This window comes from Acidobacterium sp. S8 (assembly GCF_009765985.1).
Lineage (GTDB): Bacteria > Acidobacteriota > Terriglobia > Terriglobales > Acidobacteriaceae > Alloacidobacterium.
In genome coordinates, this window is record NZ_LMUM01000027.1 from 119073 (window position 1) to 134942 (window position 15870).

Here is a 15870-nt window from a genome sequence, read left to right on the forward strand (position 1 = left end):
CCAGTTTACTTGCGGCTTTGATTTTGATTCTCTCATCTGCCGCTTTCTGCCAAATCCAGCGGATTGTGATCCCAGAAGCCAATGTGTCCCTAGCTCCGGGTTCAAAGACCACGTTAAAGACATACTGTACGGATTACGGTGTCGCAGCACCGAAGGGCGGGCAAAGATACGAGCATCTTTTGACCGACGATAGCTCAGTGAGAGTCGTCGTTGGCGGAAAAGAGATGTCATTTAGCGACGCCATCAGCAAGAGCAAAATCAAGTTGGTCACGCCTACGGCAACGATTTCTTCCGTTCTCGAACACGAAGAGATATTCCGAGCTTTGGATCCTACCAGTTCAACGACCAGCGATGTTGCTCTCTTGAAATCGTTGCCGCCTGAAATAAGGCGGCATTTTTTGGCAGATTACGGGAATCCGAGGCGCCTCGATATCGTTAACATCTCGGGTGAGCCCTTGGAATTCCACGCTACGAATGCGGCGCTGGGAGTCGCGGATGCACCAGTTCCCTTGCTCCCGGCTGGTACAGGGTCTCAGACCTCATTGTGGATTGCTCAGATCCAAAATGGCTTGGCAGCGCAGGGGTATCAAGTTCCAACCGATGGCAAGATGTCGGCAACTACAGAGGTGGCCCTACGAGAATTTCAACGCAAATATAACTTGCCTGAAACGGGCACGCCTACAGATGTAGTAGCTGTCAAACTCCGCAGACTAACTGCCGACCAATGGCTTACGTCAGTCTCGAACGAAGAGTTGCTGGTCGTAAATCTCGAGCAACATCCCAAGTCTCAATATCGTCTGCGGGCGATGACGACCGACGGCAAGGTTATCTATAACGGAAACGCGATTCATGCTCTCGTGAACAGCATCGCAAAGATGCCAGAGGCTGACGGCAAGGTTGTCTACGTCAATCCCATCGATTTTTCATCCATCCAGGCGGACAACCTTCGCGGATCATTTCGGATGGCTGATTCCGACGTGCCGATCGAAGTCTTGCCTCGTTCGGATGAATCGAGTTTGCTTCGCGATATCTTCCTCACGAAGGGAGTCAAAGTCGACGAAGTTGAGATTGATTCGGAAGAAGTCACAGTTGGGCCGAAAAAAGGCTGGTTTCATAGTGTCATTAGGTTTGCGGTTAATCTCAAAGGCAAAATTCGTACGCTCACTGCAGACATCTGGACTCGTACTAAACTTCAGATGTCTCAGTTCATGCAGGCCAATGGCTTGCGTGAGGGCCAGGAGTTCGATAACTCTGTATCTCTAGCCTTGATAGTATCCCGCGGAAGAAAGCAGCTGATAAAGAACGGGGGTAAGTCCAACGACCTCGACGCTCAAATCCGTATGGCTACGATGCGCTTTTGGGCGGAGTTGGCATCGAGAAGGACATCGGATAACGGCGTATGACGATGCCTGTGGACTGTACAGTAGCATATGCAATTCCCACTTCGCGGGTACGTTTCGAATGGTCGCTTCACCAGACGCATTCTGACTACGCGAAAGGGTTCGCTGGCGGATGGTATCAATATCGAGAGATCTGCGTTGAGATCTACGAGGCCATGCAGACCTATAGAAAATTCGGGGTCCGTCGTATCGCGCAGGAGGTTTGCTCAAGTCAGTGGCCCCAACTGCTTTTTGAATCCGATGTGATCCTGCTGTTCGCCCATTGGTTTGGGCCCGAAGATAAGGGTGCAGTTGAATTCTGGGACGGCCCCTTAGCTGTAGATCGTATGGTTAGCGAGATTCCTTTTGATTTCAAGGGTGTCATAGATCTTTCGGTGTGCCATCCATTTGGACTCGCCGATAAGATCGGGCGTGAACGGCCCAACTGTAGCGCGTTCTACGCTGAGTGTGAGGTAAATCCAAACATATGGGCACAAATGTATTCCAGCACCTTTGAACTGCTATCGCTTACCGATATGCCCTACAAGGAAGCTGTAATGAGGGTTGCTCTTGAGTATCGAAAACAGTCGAGCAAAGGCCGCTCTTCTGGGAAATCAATAAGGAAATGCCAATGAGCTCACAAGATGTAATGCGTGTCTACCTTGAAAGGGTAGGTCAATTGACGAGGAGCGGTTCGGGGCCCGAAATGATGGGAACCAAGCGCCAAACGCCTACTAAAGAAGATTCACAGAATCTGCGTAGTCTCATTGGCTCCCAAGCCCGTACAAATCGATTGGTCCTGTTTTTTGCATTGTTCTTAATTCTGGTAGTGTTCGTTTGTGCCCTGATTTCCGCAGTTCATTCGGGCGGCTCGTCAAACTCCATATTGGCGGTGGCTGGAATAGGGACTGGAGCGGAAGCGGGCCTGCTCGCCTGGGTTTTGCATCTGTGGAGCGAATACAACAAATTCGGATTTTTATTGATCCTGAGTGAGCGGCTTAGCCCCGAAGACTTAATGAAGGCAGTTTTAGCTTTATTCGAACATAAAAGGAGCCGCCAATCGAAAGACCGTTTCGCGGCGATAGAGAGTGACCAATCCTAGGCGCATTACTCGGTTCACGACACGCTGGGCCACTTGTCAGTCAAAGAGTCCGGGCGGCATTCCCCTCTTGGGCTTTGTGTGTTTGGCTTTTTTCTCCGGCTTTGGCGTGTCTTCAGGAATCGGTTCTATCAGTTCTGCCCAGTTGTTCTTCGTCTCCCATAGGTAGCTACTATGGGAGCGTAGTATGCCAAGCTTGATTTTCAGGGTTAGGAATTACTATGCGGCATTTCAGGACGGCTTGCGGCGGGCAACCCGAGCCCCGCGCGTGAGCTTGCTGCCGAGCATCACGCGATCCTCATTCTCAGAGGATCCCGGTTGGCGAGGGGTTACACTTTTAGGAATGAACGAGACTATCGAGCGTGAGTTGAGAAGTACCGACGCTGCGATTCTGGAAACATTACCTCTATATAAACCGCTAGCGAGCAGCGAACTCCTAACACGCGACCAAAATGCGCTCCTGTCTCATTTATCTACAGCATGTCTCGGCGCAACTTCGGCGACGCTAGTCCTAATTGAGAATGACCGCACCTGGGAAGCCGAGACCGTTCTCAGATCGGTAGCAGAAGGCTCCTTAAAATTTGCCTACCTGGTAGCCTCGCCCCAAGACTTTGCTAGCCGTTATCGGGAATATACGGAAGCATTACCGGACATCGCTGTCTTGCGAAGCCATGAAAGAGCGAGAGAAGTGATTGAACTGTCGGGTGAGCCAAATGCCCCGCAGCTTCAGCCATACCGTGAACTCCTGGTGGCGCAGGATCGGTTAGACCTGCTCAGGCAGCAATATCCACGCGATGTTCGCGGCAAGCTCGATCAAGCTTGGAGCTTTTCCGGCTTAGTCGGTGCTCTATCTCAGAGCCAATTGAAAGGGGCAGATGTTTTTGGCGCGTTGCTTTATGGCTATTGGAGCGCGAATCAGATAGCTCATATGACGTGGGAAGGAATTTCAATGCCAATCGAACGGAGAATGCGGGATGAATCGCGAAGACAGGCGGTCGAAAATGCCCACGCTGCAAGGATTCTCTCTGACTGCTATTCCTACAACATATTGCGACTTCATACGGGCCTAGAATTCGTTGGAGCTGATCTAACCGCGCTGAAGACGCTGCTTGCAGACCATAAACTCAAGCTGAATCAATCCATAAATCTCTGGAAAGAGTGGCACGATCTTGAATACCCCCAGCAACCATGGCAAACTGCCAATTCTCGACACACTTGAAGGGGGGCTGTCGCGACGCAGAATTGGGGAGAAATTCTCCCAGAGTCGGCATAAAATAGTGATGAGAGGTGCAAATGCCAGCCCAAGAAGTGTTCTTTGCTGAGAAGGCCGGGGAGCGGGAGATCGTGGTTATAAAGACCTACGATTCCCACTTTGCGCGTGAGGCGTTCGACCAGATGAGCGAGGATGCAAAGGCAGTTCTCGCTGAAACTCTCTCGGAAGAAGGGGCCACACTGGAAGCCGACAGTGGAGACGAAGACCTTTGGCAGGCTATTGAAGAAGGTGCGAGAGAAGACTGGAACTCTTTTTCCTACTTCGTTGTCCAAGAAAAAGGAAACGATTCCCCGCAAAATGTCTTCGTTTCTTCGGGCTGGCCAACTGCGGAACGCTTTGCGAAACGTCAACTAGCTTTAGCATCGTAGGCTTTGTTGGGCCATCTTCCAGCCGGCCGCCGTTCTTGTGAGTTATTAGGAACGGGGTAGTCGTCGAGAAGGCGAAGGACATGACTGACAACTTCGATAGTGCGAAGCGGTCGTCAGTGATGGCAGCCATTCATTCCAAGGACACAAAGCCAGAACTCATCGTGCGAAGGGCTGTCTATGCTCTCGGGTTTCGCTATCGATTGCATGCTAAAGATGTCCCCGGCAAGCCCGATCTGGTATTTCGAAAAATGCGAAAGGCGATATTTGTTCACGGATGTTTTTGGCATCGCCACCCCGGATGTTCGAGGGCGTCAATGCCAAAGACACGAGCAGAATTCTGGCAAGAGAAATTCGAAAAGAACGTGAATCGCGACAAGCAAGTAAAAAGAGAACTAAGAAAGAACAGATGGCGGACATTGACGATTTGGCAGTGTGAGTTGCGGGATCCTGACGGTGTGGTGAAGAGGTTGAGCGAATTTCTTGGCTCTTAGAGTGGTTTATTGCTCGGTTTTTCAGGTCTCGGACACCAATTTGCACATGAGGGCTTCGTGGACGATCAAAAGACATCGCGAACCGTAGTGGCGGATCAAGAACCCCCTGGAGGCGCGCTTTTGCCGTCAGCCTATTAACCAGGTTGGTTCGCCTGTGGATCGGAGGACGGTTTGGCTCTTAAATGGCTTCGAATCTGCAATATAGTGGGCATGAACTATACTGAGTACGGTTCGACCCAAAAGTAAACGAGGCGCGCCCGCAGAAGCATGCAAATTTCTGGGATTGACTTCTTCGCAGGGGCGGGTGGATTCTCGCTTGCGGCGCGGCGCGCAGGTGTGCACATCCGTGCGGCTGTGGAACTTGACAAGCATGCCTGCGAGAGCTACAAGGCGAATCTGATTAAGCGGAAGCATAATCCCGCTTACCTATTCGAAGGAGACATTCGGAAGATTGAATGGTCTGAATTCCTGAAGAAGGCGAACCTCATTGAAGGCCACTGTGACGTCGTAGTCGGTGGTCCGCCATGTCAGGGCTTTTCTGCGCATAGAATAAAAGGGGCAGGAATCAACGATCCGCGGAATTCCCTTCTATTCAGTTATTTCGACTGCATCGGGGTTGTGCGGCCCCGTACTTTCATTGTTGAGAATGTGACTGGCCTCCTCTGGCCACGGCATAAGGATTATTTAGAGAAGTTCACAAAGTTAGCCGACGAAGCTGGCTATCGCCTCCTAGGGCCAACCGTGCTCAACGCCCGTGACTTTGGTGCGCCTCAGAATCGAAAGAGAGTTTTCATTGTTGGCGTTCGCAAGGACCAATCTCTCTCAATTGAGTGGCCCCCACAAGCAACACACTTTCACCCCGAGTCTGATCAGATAACGGGTCGACGAAAGAAAGCCTGGAAAACTGCAAGTTCAGTATTCGGCCTTCCTATCAAGCCTTCCGATCCAAATAATTGCCACATGCAATCCGGCGAGAAGATGATCGAAGTCTTTGCAAGTACCCCCGTGAACGGCGGCAGCCGGAAGGACTCGTCCCGAGTGCTCCCCTGTCACGGCGAGCATAACGGGCATAAAGATGTGTATGGGCGCATCGATCCGAGTCGACCGGGCCCAACGATGACGACTGCCTGCATCAATCCATCCAAAGGCCGCTTCCTCCATCCAACCGAAAATCATGGAATCAGTGTGCGTCATGCTGCTAGGTTTCAATGCTTTCCAGAAGAGTTTCTGTTTTCCGGTGGCCTAATCGCTTCCGGAATCCAAATTGGCAACGCTGTCCCGATTCCTTTGGGAGAGGCTGTCCTTCGCCCAGTGATTCGCGCTCTCAAAGCAGCTGAAAAGCAAAAAGCCGAACGGGCGGCTAAGTCGAAGGCTCAGAAGCGACCACCACTCCATCCGATTGGCACCCACGCAAACGGGCATGCGTACGCAGGATGAACACATCACTCCCTTTTAGAACACAAGCGAGAACGATCGACCATCTAGGTCGAGAGCAGATTGCCGATAGCCCAACTGCGATTAGCGAGCTCTGGAAGAACGCGTATGACGCATATGCGAATTCTGTAAGCCTTCACATCTTCGACTCGCCGCTCACATGCGCTGGAATATTCGACGATGGCACTGGCATGGATCGCACAGATTTCACGGACCGCTGGTTGGTACTTGGCACAGCTTCGAAAGTGGATGGGTCTTCTATTGAAGACCTGGACACTAAGGGTTTGCCATTCAGAGAATCGCAAGGTCAAAAAGGGATTGGTCGGTTATCTGTCGCTTTCCTGGGCCCGCTTCTCTTCCTGGTTTCGCGGAAACGAGACAATGGCTTTATCGCGTCTTTGATTGACTGGAGACTGTTTGAAAACCCTTTCTTGATGCTCGAAGACGTTCACATTCCATTTGCCGAGTTCGATGACAAGAATGAGATTCAAACCGCATTTGCCCAACTATCCGATGATCTGGTGGACAATGTCTGGGGCCACAATGGCGAAAGGGAAAGAAACCAGCGCGTTGTAGACGCTTGGGCGAAATACGATCAGTTTGAAAAGGATGCGAACGTCGAAACGTTGACTAGCCTGCAGATAGCGACTGCAGCAACAGATGTAGAGCTTTCCGAAAACTACATGAGCCACTGGAAGCCTTGGCACAATCCCAGCGATACTGGAACTGCTCTCATAGTCTTCCATCTGAAGGATGAACTGAAAGTGTGGCTGTCTCCTTCGGCAGATGACGATGAGTCCGTGAGCCTGAAGAACGCGCTTCGGAGCACCTTAATCGACTTTGTCGACCCATATTCGGAGCAAGCTTCGACATTCGAGTACAGCGTGGCAGCTCATCGAGGCGAAGAACTGGTCTCGGTCGTCTCATCCAGGGAATTGTTTGGCAGGCGGCAACTCCACGAACTCGAACACTATATCGATGGCGGCTTTGACGAGTTCGGAACTTTTTCGGGCCGCGTTAAGGCATTCGGCCGCGACCTCGGAATGATGACTCTTCCTCCAACTCGTCTTGCAAGCACATCACGTGGTACCCGAGTTGGCCCCTTCGACTTTTGCATCGGAACGTTCGAGCAAGATCCGGTCAAATCGACTCACGAAGCCGCTGTTCACGTGGCCCTTCGTGAAATAGCTGAACGCTCGGCAGGCCTCCGGGTCTATCGCGATCAACTGAGAGTGATGCCATACGGTCGACCTGAGGTGGATTTTTTCGGAATAGAAGAACGTCGAACGCTTAACGCCGGGCGCGAGTTTTGGCAACATCGCCGAGTCTTCGGACGGATTGCTCTGTCAAGGAAGCTCAATCCTAATCTTCGTGATAAGGCTGGTCGGGAAGGATTTATCGACAACAGCGCCAGAAGAAGGCTGCGCCTGATGATAATCGACCTATTGATGCGCACTGCGCGTCAGTACTTTGGCTCTTCATCAGAGTATCGAGAGCAATGGTTGCCGGAAATTCAGGCAGCAAACAAAGCGGCTCAGGCCTCGGAGTCGAAAGTCCGTAGCGCCAGTCTCCGGGAGTTGATGGAGCACATCAAGCTGCATAAGGAGCCGCTCATCGATGCGCTCCACAAGGCTGAATCTCTGCAGATTGAAATAGGGCGAATCCGCGAAAAGCGAGATGTCAACGGCTTCAGCCGGCTGGCTTCGGATGTTGACGAAATGATTCGCGCAAAGACGCTTTTCAGACCTCCGCCGAAGCCAACTCGCCTAAAGAAATTTGAACCGATATATCGTGAATTCCGAGACGACTACAACGGGTTTATTGCTTCGGTCGAAGCTGTTTCCAACGCCTGGGCAGAAGCGTGCAGCGAATTCGGGTCGCTTGATCCGTTGGCTACGGTCCAGAAAGCGATGGGGCGTGATCAAAAGTTGCTTGGCGATGACATCGGGCGCTGGACGAGCGATATCAAGTCTGGCTTGAACCGGGAAATCCTCGCCTTGGAAGCGCGCGCTGAGGCTGATCGCGCGATGTTTTATAAGCGGGCCCTTCCTCTGCTCAAGCGAGTCGAGGATGCACCTGACACCCTGCCGAAAGCTCTCTTCGAAATGGAGGCGATTCGTGAAGACTTATATCGCGAATTTGCAGAATTCTATCTTGCCTATTCGAGAGGCCTCGCCCGCCTTGCGGCCGGTATAGACGTCGATCTTGCGATCTCATGGAGTGCTGACGCTCGATCAGACCTGGAGACTAGGGTGGAGCAGTTAACCGCGCTGGCACAACTCGGTATCACTGTTGAGATCATAGGGCACGAGTTTGAAACGTTGGATGCTCAAGTCGGACGGAATTTGCGGCGACTCCCTTCCGAGGTGCGGCAGAGTGATGCTTTCAGGCTGGCAATGGAGGCGCATCAGGCACTGATTACCCGATTGCATTTTCTCGCTCCCTTGCGGATCGCTGGCAACCAACTACGAGAGTCAATAACCGGGGCAGATATCGCGGAATATGTCTCAGCCTTTTTTTCGCAGCAATTTAAGGACTCAGGAACCGAATTGGTTGTGACGCCAGCGTTCGCTGAGACAACCATAGTCGATTTTCGATACCGCATTATTCCAGTGTTTGTGAATCTGATTAACAACGCTCTGTACTGGGTGAAGTTTGCAACATCGAGAATTATCATGCTCGATTTTGTCGATAACGAGATTGTTGTAGCGGACTCTGGCAAGGGAGTCGACCCTGATGACGTAAGCCGCCTCTTTGAGATATTTTTCACTCGACGTGTTTCCGGAAGAGGCGTTGGCCTCTACCTATGCAGGGCGAATCTTGCTGCTTCTGGGCATACGATTCGGTATCAAAGCGGCGGCCCGTCCCTTCCGGGCGCTAACTTCTTGATTTCAACAAAGAGTCCGGTCAATGGCAACTAACCCGTACGCGTACTCTCATGAACAAGTACGAGCGGCTTTTATAGATCCGCTTCGCTCTGCAATGTTAATCGATGATCGTTTCCCTCCTTATGCGGAACTTCTGATCGAAGCGACACTTCCGGGGAATGAGGCTAAGCAGAGAGATGTTGGAGAGGTTCAAGCGCTCCTGAACCAATGCCGGCAGCGTGGCTTGATGTGTGACATCGAGAATCGTTATCAAGATGCCGGCAAGCCACTTTCTCATATCGAGACATCGGATTTGCTTGTGCTGGATTACCATCTGGTTTCCGGAGACGATACCGACAGCGGTCCCGCATTAACGATACTTGGCAACTTGGCGAAGACTCCTTATGCAAACCTGGTGGTCGTTTATACCGCTGCTCCCGAACTCGAGGTCATCAAGCGCGGGATCGCAGCCTACTTCCATGGCGTGCCTCCCCAGACTTCGGTGAGCGATGAGTATCTTCAGCTGTCTCCTATCCTTGCATCGACTTTTACTGTGGAAGATTTGGAAGGGTATCTGCTGAAAGGCTATGCGGGAATAAGCGGGGCAACAAAAGGAGCGTTCGCACAAGAGATTCGAGCAAGCGGGCTAACAGCCAACGTTACTGAGATCGTTACTCAATCTATCCATGATCTTCTCCGCGACGATTTTCGAGCTCCTGATTTTGAAGCTGATCGAAATGGGGTTCGAAATCTCCTATTCAGCAGAAATGGCTCGGAGAATATTTGGATTGCCTACGACAATGTCTTTGTTGTCCTTGTGAAGAAGAGCCAGCAGAAGGACATCTTCTCGGAACTGGAGGCTGCTTTATTAGCTTGGAATCCGAGCCCACTTCAGCTCCTCTTGGTTCATGCCAGGAATTACCTTCACAGAAACGGGTTCTTAGCAGATTGGAGAGTAATTGCCAACGAGATCAGGCACAATGCGTTCTTTTATCATTTTTTGGCGGGCGAAGAGCCGTCCAGCAAGGCACGAATTTCGCAATTGTTTCGAAATGTGTTTAGTGATGCCCTTGAAGGCGTTTCTGAGTACGTCTCATCTTGCGGTGCAGAGCTGCTTGGAAACTACACAAGAGCCGGTGAATGCCTGCCGGGAGAGAGCGCAGTGCAGATGGAAACAAGACGGCTTGATCTGGCCCGCATTGCCGCCCGCTCTCAGTCGAAAGTTCCGAGGTCCGCAGTTCTTCACGAATTGAACCTCTATTTATCTTCGAGTCCATTTGTTGGAAGCCATTTGAAAACGGGAAGCATATTCAAGTCTTCAGAGGCTCAAGACGAAAGATATTGGGTGTGCGTCACTGCAGATTGCAGTCTGGTTCCCAGAGCACCAGCGGATAAGAAATCATGGGAGGCAGACCTCTATCCAAACGTTCCAGTGATTGCACTCCGGCTTGACGTAGAGCGTGGAAGAACTTTTGACGAAAGTTTGACAAATGCGACACGTGGAAGGCACCTCTTCATCACATTGGATGGGGAGCGACTCTCGCTTCGGATCTCGACAGAGGACGCACGACAGCCCAGACCCGAGATATTCATCCTCGAAAATAACTGCATAGAGCAGCCAGGGGGGACGTTTCGTGCTTGCAGCATTCATTCATCAAAACAAGCTGACGAACATCAGCCTGAATTGAGACGACGTGTTTTCCAGGTTGTCGGCCAACTCCGTCCTTCATATGCGGACCGAGTGCTGACTCAAACCGGGCATCATACCACTAGGATAGGCGTCGACTTTGTCAGCTTGGCATTTGAGGGAGAAGATGCTGCTGAAGGGGATACCTAGGGCGAACTGCGCTGCGACTTATTCACAGTGGCCGAGAACGAAGGTCCCAGCTGTTCGCGAAACAGTTTGCCCTTAGTAAATGGCAATAGCCTGGCCCATTGATGGCGTCTGGCTGATATCCAGCGCTGAACTTTTGGAGACGTCGGAACTCATTTGCGGGTTGAGCTTGTTGATGTCGTCGGTAAATATCGTGACCTCGTGGCTTGCGCGCGAAATGGAGACATAACCGAAGCGGGAATTGAGAAGGTCTGGGTGAACACCGGTGGCAGCATTCACCAAGACGCGTTCTGCGGTGAGTCCCTGAGAACTATGGCTAGTGACCGCATATCCGTGATCGAAATGGCGGTGCACGCTGACGTTGAATTCTATGCGCCGGTTGTCGTCGAGCCGGGCGGCAATTTGCCCACCGGGTCCGATGGACTCTATGACGGCAAGGTCGCGATTGGCGACGTCGAGCACTCTGTCGGGAGCTGTGAACTGAATACGATCGCCTATAGAGAAGTCATGTACGACTTCTCGGTAGACGTTGACGCCGCTGAGACGGCGTGGGTCGTAATTGGCTAGCTCACCGGAGGATCTCTCGACCGTAAGCACGTTGCCGGACGAGTTTATAGCGACTACTGTTCCGTACTCTCCAGCTTCGATCCCTAACCTCTTGCTACCGCGCGCATAACGGATGACATCGTTGACCTCATAGCGGCTGGCCCAGGAACGCTCAGCCCCGGTCATTTCCTGGCGCTGGACCAGCACTGGCAAGCTGTGATCTTCAGACCCAACGGTACCGATGGCTTTCAACTGCTGCCGAACGGCGGCATTCAAATCGCGCCGTGAGGCGTTATCCGGTGAAACAATCAACGTCTTTTCCGGCGCCTCAATGTAGCTTCTGGCGATGGTTCGGATGCGCTCATCTGCGTCGGAGATTTCCCTAACGCGTCCCTGCTTCTGAAGGCAATCGAGCGCGGTGGAAACGTGGCCCGTTGCAAGCATCTCGACGGCGGCCTTCAGTTCCGGATTCCTCTGACGAACGATCTCATCGAGCTTTGCCGTCCGCATTCCGGCTTCCTGCAGCTGCTCGAAAGGTCTGCCTGCCTCGACGCCCTGATGTTGCCGTGTATCACCGATCAGCAAGACGTGGTCCTGTGGAGCAATACGAGAGAGAAAGTCACGCATCTGGTTGGTTGATGCTAGGCTCGACTCGTCCACGAAATAGAAATGCTTGTGGTCTGACGGCATCGGCGGAATCGACCGGGCGAGAAATCCTTGCAGCGTTCCTGCCTGGACACTAGCCTCGCCAAGCTGCCGCGCAGCTCGGGAAGTCGGGGCAAATCCCTCGACCTGATACCCCTGAGACTCCGCAGCAACGCGGATGACGGAGAGCGTCGTGGTCTTGCCCGATCCGGCGAAGCCTTGGATGCCCTGGATACGGTCTGGCGAACTCAGCACATCCTCAACGACGTTCCGCTGCGTGCGGTTGAGGCGCTGGTGCTGATCGGCAACGGAGATTGCCTGAGGTCTTGAGAGAACCGGCTCGATTTGGTTTCGACCGTACCGCACACGGCTAACGATTTCATGCTCTGCGGCAATGGTCTTAGCTGTCGTAAATTGACGACCTGGCATGTGTGCCCGCTCCACCGTCTGAAATTCCCCGGATGCGATTCGAGCATTAAGATTGTTGCGGACTTGTGCATAGGTGACATCGCCCATCCCGCGTCGGAGCCCGTCGCGGATCAAGACCCGCTCGTCTACGACAGCCTCGCGCTCGAAATTCTTATCGCGGGAAAAGGTCAAAGATTCCCGGACCCGATCGACTGAATTTGTTGGCTTCTCCTGATGTTTTTGGCGCTCCCGTGCGGCACGGACAACCGCATCCGCCTGATGCCCGAAGTCGGCAGCGAGCTTGCGATGCGCGGCCATCACCTGGCCGGGTGTGTGGATCCCGCACGCGATCATCCCCGCCGACCAGTGCTGTCAATGAAACGGATTTTGGAGCGGAAAAGGTAGCGTCCCATCCGGCTCGATGCTCCATTGTCTTGACGGTCTTTCCATCCGGATCCTGGTACTCGTAGGACGCTCGCTGTCGAACAAGTTGTTCGCCTGTCTCCGGGTGCTGGCCTTGGCTGAGCTTTCCAAAATCCTCTGCAGAAACCGCACCGGCAAGCCCGAATTGTGCAGCGAGACGGCCCTGCCACTCGCCCGCGATCACACCCCGTTGTGACCAGTAGTTCTGCTCCTTCGCCGTGAACTCCTTCTGGTGATATGTTTGCGCCTGGCCGGCGGACAATGGCTTTGAAATGGTAAGCATCGGCGATTACCCCACTTGGTGCTCGGGCGGTTGGACGGCTTGTTCCGGCGCAAGCAGATTCCCTTGCAGCTCCTCCGGCTCTGGAGGAAGAGGAGCGCTCGGAATGATCAAGTCGTCCATCTTTCGTTCATCGAACCCTGGGTTCTTCTCCCGAAGAGCGATGAACGGAAACGAGAATCGCGCGACATGATTGCCGTACTTCAAGAAGCCACGCAGGTCATCCAAACCTGAGACTTCGGAAGGCAGAACGAGCGGCTCGGTCTGCCGGTCAAGTGCGAAGTTCTTGCCTGCGCGTGAGCCGTCGTAATGCGTCTCCCGCAGTCGCTCAATTTCCACTTCCCCGATAGCTTCACTTACCCACTTGGCGGCACGTGGCTCAGTTGTCCGGAGAAATATCTTGGTGGCTGGCTGCGAGAGCATCGCCTCAGCATCCTGCCCGTAGCGTGCTTCCATCTGGCTGCGACCTTGGAATCCGAGAATAACGGGGTTCTGTGATTTCCGGTTCTCAGTGATGGCCGTATGAAGCTGCGGAAGGCGCTGCAAACTGGCGAGTTCGTCGATCACAAACCAGACAGGTTTCTGGTCGGGCATCGGCTCATTGAGAAGACGCAACACAAGAGTATCGATCCATAGACTTATTAGAGGCCGGAGTGCCTCGCGCATGGTCGGACGGGACGTAATGAAGATCCACCCTCGACGGGATTCGGCCCACTGTGTTGCCGTCCAGGCCGAACTCGTCTCGTTCTCCCTGGGAAGAAGGCGGAAACTGTCGGCACTCATATTCAGCGAGCCGAGAACGCCGGTCCTCTGTTGCGGAGCCTTCGGATCGATCAGCATCCAGTACTCGGTTCCCTTGACGCGGCGATCGATCTCAGCCGGGTCGGACATCCATTTGACCAGGTCCTCCGGCGTCGGCAGATACGTCAACAGATGAGCGAATATCTTCTGCGGAGCCTCAACGAAGAAGCGATTGGACACCCCTTCTGGTTGATAAAGCGAGACCGCCAGTGCCTTTGCCTCAGCCTTGCGGCGTAGCTCTTTGGATGGGTTCCAGTACGGCATTCGAGCGTCAAGAGGATTAAGAACGATGTCGCCGCGATGTGGGTTGTAGAACTGCTTCACAAACTCGCAGGCCGGGTCGTAAACGATGGCGCTGTCGCCTCGCGATTCGACCTGGTAAAGCATCTGGCGAATGACGCTCGACTTGCCGCTGCCAGTATCGCCTACGATCAGGAAATGCTTGTTCTCGGCATCCCGCGGAATACGTAACGGCAACTTTGAATCGTTGGTCGTGATTCCGATCCCGTTCCCGGCCACGGCTTTTGTGAACTGCTTCCCATTCACGAGGACCGGGCCTTTGAGGCGTCTCCCATAGCGAAGATCCTTGATTCTCCGAATGTCCTTCGGAATCGAAAATGGCAGCTGTAGCGCAAAGGCAACGAGGCCAAAAATGAGCTGCATAGTGAAGAGCCTATAAATCGGCACATCCTGATAAACCCAGCGAGCAATCCAAGCCTGCAGCGCCTTGTTTTGATAGTTGTGGAGACTCTCGCGCAACAGATAAAACGTGCCATGCTTGGCCGCCTCTGGAGTAAGCATCAGAGGCAACGGCTTGCCTCCGAATTGGGCAGTTGAGCCCGCCTGTACATCACTGTCCAGGGCCGCTCTAACTGCCCTTTCACCATCCGAAATATAGAGCAATTGGTACTGGCTGACGGGATGAGTCAGACCGGCAGTCTCGGTCCGCAAGTAGTAAGGAAGGTAGTAACGCTGCAGAGGCGAGAGGCCGTATTGAAAGCGAATATAGGTGAATATGCCCGTCAATATGCACGCGAAGATGAACGCTCCCAAGGTGTAAACGTAGCCGCGCGGCGGCCAGATTATGGACTCTTTACGTCCCCATTGTTGAACGGTCGCCATCGTCATTTCTCCTTGTTTAGATTGCGCTTGGACAGGAGTTCTTGGGCCTGTCCGGCCTTGGTTGTCTGGACTCGGCGGTAGAGCGCAGCGAGTTGTTCTTGGGTCATCTTCTCGCCGCGCAGAAGCGGGTCGAGCGCATTCATTAGGAGCATTTGGACACCGACCAATTCGGTGAAGATGTGGATCTCCATCTCGGCGCGGCTTTCGTTTCCAGCGACACGCAGCAGAACATCGCGGGCCCATTCACGCAGATTCTGGCCATTTGTCTCGGCCCTCGTCAGCAATGCCTGTTCCTCGGATCGAGTGAACCGCGTTGCAATGCTCTGAGTACGGGGTTCGCGTCCTTTGATTCGCCGAAAACCTACACCCATTTCTACTGTGTTGCTTGTCATCCTTTTTTCTCCGATTTCACGCAATAAACTCCGGTTCCGGGTGGAACCGGGAAAGTGCGCATCTCATTGATGCGTCGCAGTGGTTCCGAATGGAACCGAAAGGTTCCAAACGCAACCCTTTCAGGGGTGGAGTGTCACAGTTCATCCGGTGCGAAGCACCGTCGTTGCTCCACCCCGGAATTGAACGCCGAATCACGCCTTCACCGTCCGCACTGATTCCACGGGAACCGTCGCGCTGGCTGCCTTCTTCGCAGGCTGCTCGATAGCTTCGGAACTCGGGGCTTTCCGGACCCGCAACGTTGAACTGATCTGCTTCGCCTCAGGAGTCTTCAAGAAGTCCTGAAAGTCCCGATCCTTTGCGAAGACGTAGTTGAGCGCTTTATCCACCACGTCGTCAGCAGAGGCCTTAATGAAAGCGGCGTATTGATCGACCTGGGTTGCAGTGGCCTCATCAAGCCGAACCGAGGCGCTGATTTGGCGGCTTTGAGTGATTTCGAGCAGTGGCATG

Annotated in this window: 14 protein-coding genes and 1 pseudogene; 10 read left to right on the top strand and 5 right to left on the bottom strand. The window is 53.2% G+C overall.

The annotated features are described in order from the left end of the window. Positions 1–224 precede the first annotated feature (224 nt). From GSQ86_RS10900 to GSQ86_RS10940, 10 genes and pseudogenes are all read left to right on the top strand, one after another. Entirely contained in the window at positions 225–1403 is a 1179-nt protein-coding gene (locus tag GSQ86_RS10900; RefSeq protein WP_158749966.1) for a peptidoglycan-binding protein, read from the top strand. After that, positions 1400–2014 carry a hypothetical protein gene (locus GSQ86_RS10905; protein WP_158749967.1) on the top strand — a complete coding sequence of 205 codons (615 nt, stop codon included), beginning with the start codon at positions 1400–1402 and terminating at the stop codon, positions 2012–2014. Before GSQ86_RS10900 ends, GSQ86_RS10905 begins: the two co-directional genes overlap by 4 nt. Continuing rightward, positions 2011–2481: a hypothetical protein gene (locus tag GSQ86_RS10910; protein WP_158749968.1), complete on the top strand. Its 471-nt coding sequence runs from the start codon at positions 2011–2013 to the stop codon at positions 2479–2481. The genes GSQ86_RS10905 and GSQ86_RS10910 overlap by 4 nt, the downstream gene beginning before the upstream one ends. A gap of 340 nt (positions 2482–2821) precedes the next feature. Next, on the top strand, positions 2822–3697 hold the full coding sequence (locus tag GSQ86_RS10915; protein ID WP_158749969.1) for a DUF5677 domain-containing protein: 876 nt from the start codon (positions 2822–2824) through the stop codon (positions 3695–3697). A 74-nt stretch (positions 3698–3771) separates the two neighbouring features. Continuing rightward, a complete protein-coding gene (locus tag GSQ86_RS10920; protein ID WP_158749970.1) occupies positions 3772–4119 on the top strand; it encodes a hypothetical protein in 348 nt (115 codons plus the stop codon). Positions 4120–4199: 80 nt separating this feature from the next. Beyond that, entirely contained in the window at positions 4200–4610 is a 411-nt protein-coding gene (locus tag GSQ86_RS10925; RefSeq protein ID WP_158749971.1) for a very short patch repair endonuclease, read from the top strand. 267 nt (positions 4611–4877) lie between these two features. Then, the gene (locus GSQ86_RS10930; RefSeq protein ID WP_158749972.1) at positions 4878–6047 is read left to right on the top strand and encodes a DNA cytosine methyltransferase; all 1170 of its coding nucleotides are present in this window, start codon (positions 4878–4880) and stop codon (positions 6045–6047) included. Continuing rightward, positions 6044–6421 (top strand): annotated as a pseudogene (locus GSQ86_RS23915) (ATP-binding protein); the annotation flags it as partial. The gene GSQ86_RS10930 and the pseudogene GSQ86_RS23915, both read left to right, overlap by 4 nt. Positions 6422–6478: 57 nt before the next feature. Beyond that, on the top strand, positions 6479–8965 hold the full coding sequence (locus GSQ86_RS10935) for a HAMP domain-containing sensor histidine kinase (protein WP_254062304.1): 2487 nt from the start codon (positions 6479–6481) through the stop codon (positions 8963–8965). After that, positions 8955–10748 (top strand): response regulator receiver domain, encoded by a 1794-nt coding sequence (locus GSQ86_RS10940; RefSeq protein WP_158749974.1) that lies wholly within the window; start codon positions 8955–8957, stop codon positions 10746–10748. The genes GSQ86_RS10935 and GSQ86_RS10940 overlap by 11 nt, the downstream gene beginning before the upstream one ends. A 72-nt stretch (positions 10749–10820) precedes the next feature. Here the strand turns inward: GSQ86_RS10940 and GSQ86_RS10945 are convergent, their stop codons facing one another. The 5 genes from GSQ86_RS10945 to GSQ86_RS10960 all read right to left on the bottom strand — a co-directional run bounded on the left by GSQ86_RS10945 (position 10821) and on the right by GSQ86_RS10960 (position 15869). Beyond that, complete coding sequence (locus tag GSQ86_RS10945) at positions 10821–12536, bottom strand: ATP-dependent RecD-like DNA helicase (protein WP_254062305.1); 1716 nt, start codon at positions 12534–12536, stop codon at positions 10821–10823. Next, positions 12517–13050: a relaxase domain-containing protein gene (locus GSQ86_RS23470; protein WP_254062306.1), complete on the bottom strand. Its 534-nt coding sequence runs from the start codon at positions 13048–13050 to the stop codon at positions 12517–12519. Before GSQ86_RS23470 ends, GSQ86_RS10945 begins: the two co-directional genes overlap by 20 nt. Before the next feature lie 6 nt (positions 13051–13056). Continuing rightward, positions 13057–14970, bottom strand: coding sequence for a type IV secretion system DNA-binding domain-containing protein (locus tag GSQ86_RS10950; RefSeq protein WP_158749975.1), 1914 nt, complete (start codon positions 14968–14970; stop codon positions 13057–13059). A gap of 2 nt (positions 14971–14972) precedes the next feature. Next, positions 14973–15362: a hypothetical protein gene (locus GSQ86_RS10955; protein WP_216841114.1), complete on the bottom strand. Its 390-nt coding sequence runs from the start codon at positions 15360–15362 to the stop codon at positions 14973–14975. Between the two features lie 192 nt (positions 15363–15554). After that, a complete protein-coding gene (locus tag GSQ86_RS10960; protein ID WP_158749977.1) occupies positions 15555–15869 on the bottom strand; it encodes a hypothetical protein in 315 nt (104 codons plus the stop codon). Position 15870: the final 1 nt, after the last annotated feature.

Bases quoted from the DNA above. Each gene is read 5' to 3' on its own strand.
- GSQ86_RS10900 (WP_158749966.1), top strand. From the start codon at position 225: ATGTCATTTAGCGACGCCATCAGCAAGAGCAAAATCAAGTTGGTCACG.
- GSQ86_RS10905 (WP_158749967.1), top strand. From the start codon at position 1,400: ATGACGATGCCTGTGGACTGTACAGTAGCATATGCAATTCCCACTTCG.
- GSQ86_RS10910 (WP_158749968.1), top strand. From the start codon at position 2,011: ATGAGCTCACAAGATGTAATGCGTGTCTACCTTGAAAGGGTAGGTCAA.
- GSQ86_RS10915 (WP_158749969.1), top strand. From the start codon at position 2,822: ATGAACGAGACTATCGAGCGTGAGTTGAGAAGTACCGACGCTGCGATT.
- GSQ86_RS10920 (WP_158749970.1), top strand. From the start codon at position 3,772: ATGCCAGCCCAAGAAGTGTTCTTTGCTGAGAAGGCCGGGGAGCGGGAG.
- GSQ86_RS10925 (WP_158749971.1), top strand. From the start codon at position 4,200: ATGACTGACAACTTCGATAGTGCGAAGCGGTCGTCAGTGATGGCAGCC.
- GSQ86_RS10930 (WP_158749972.1), top strand. From the start codon at position 4,878: ATGCAAATTTCTGGGATTGACTTCTTCGCAGGGGCGGGTGGATTCTCG.
- GSQ86_RS10935 (WP_254062304.1), top strand. From the start codon at position 6,479: ATGCTCGAAGACGTTCACATTCCATTTGCCGAGTTCGATGACAAGAAT.
- GSQ86_RS10940 (WP_158749974.1), top strand. From the start codon at position 8,955: ATGGCAACTAACCCGTACGCGTACTCTCATGAACAAGTACGAGCGGCT.
- GSQ86_RS23470 (WP_254062306.1), bottom strand. From the start codon at position 13,050: ATGCTTACCATTTCAAAGCCATTGTCCGCCGGCCAGGCGCAAACATAT.
- GSQ86_RS10950 (WP_158749975.1), bottom strand. From the start codon at position 14,970: ATGGCGACCGTTCAACAATGGGGACGTAAAGAGTCCATAATCTGGCCG.
- GSQ86_RS10955 (WP_216841114.1), bottom strand. From the start codon at position 15,362: ATGACAAGCAACACAGTAGAAATGGGTGTAGGTTTTCGGCGAATCAAA.
- GSQ86_RS10960 (WP_158749977.1), bottom strand. From the start codon at position 15,869: ATGCCACTGCTCGAAATCACTCAAAGCCGCCAAATCAGCGCCTCGGTT.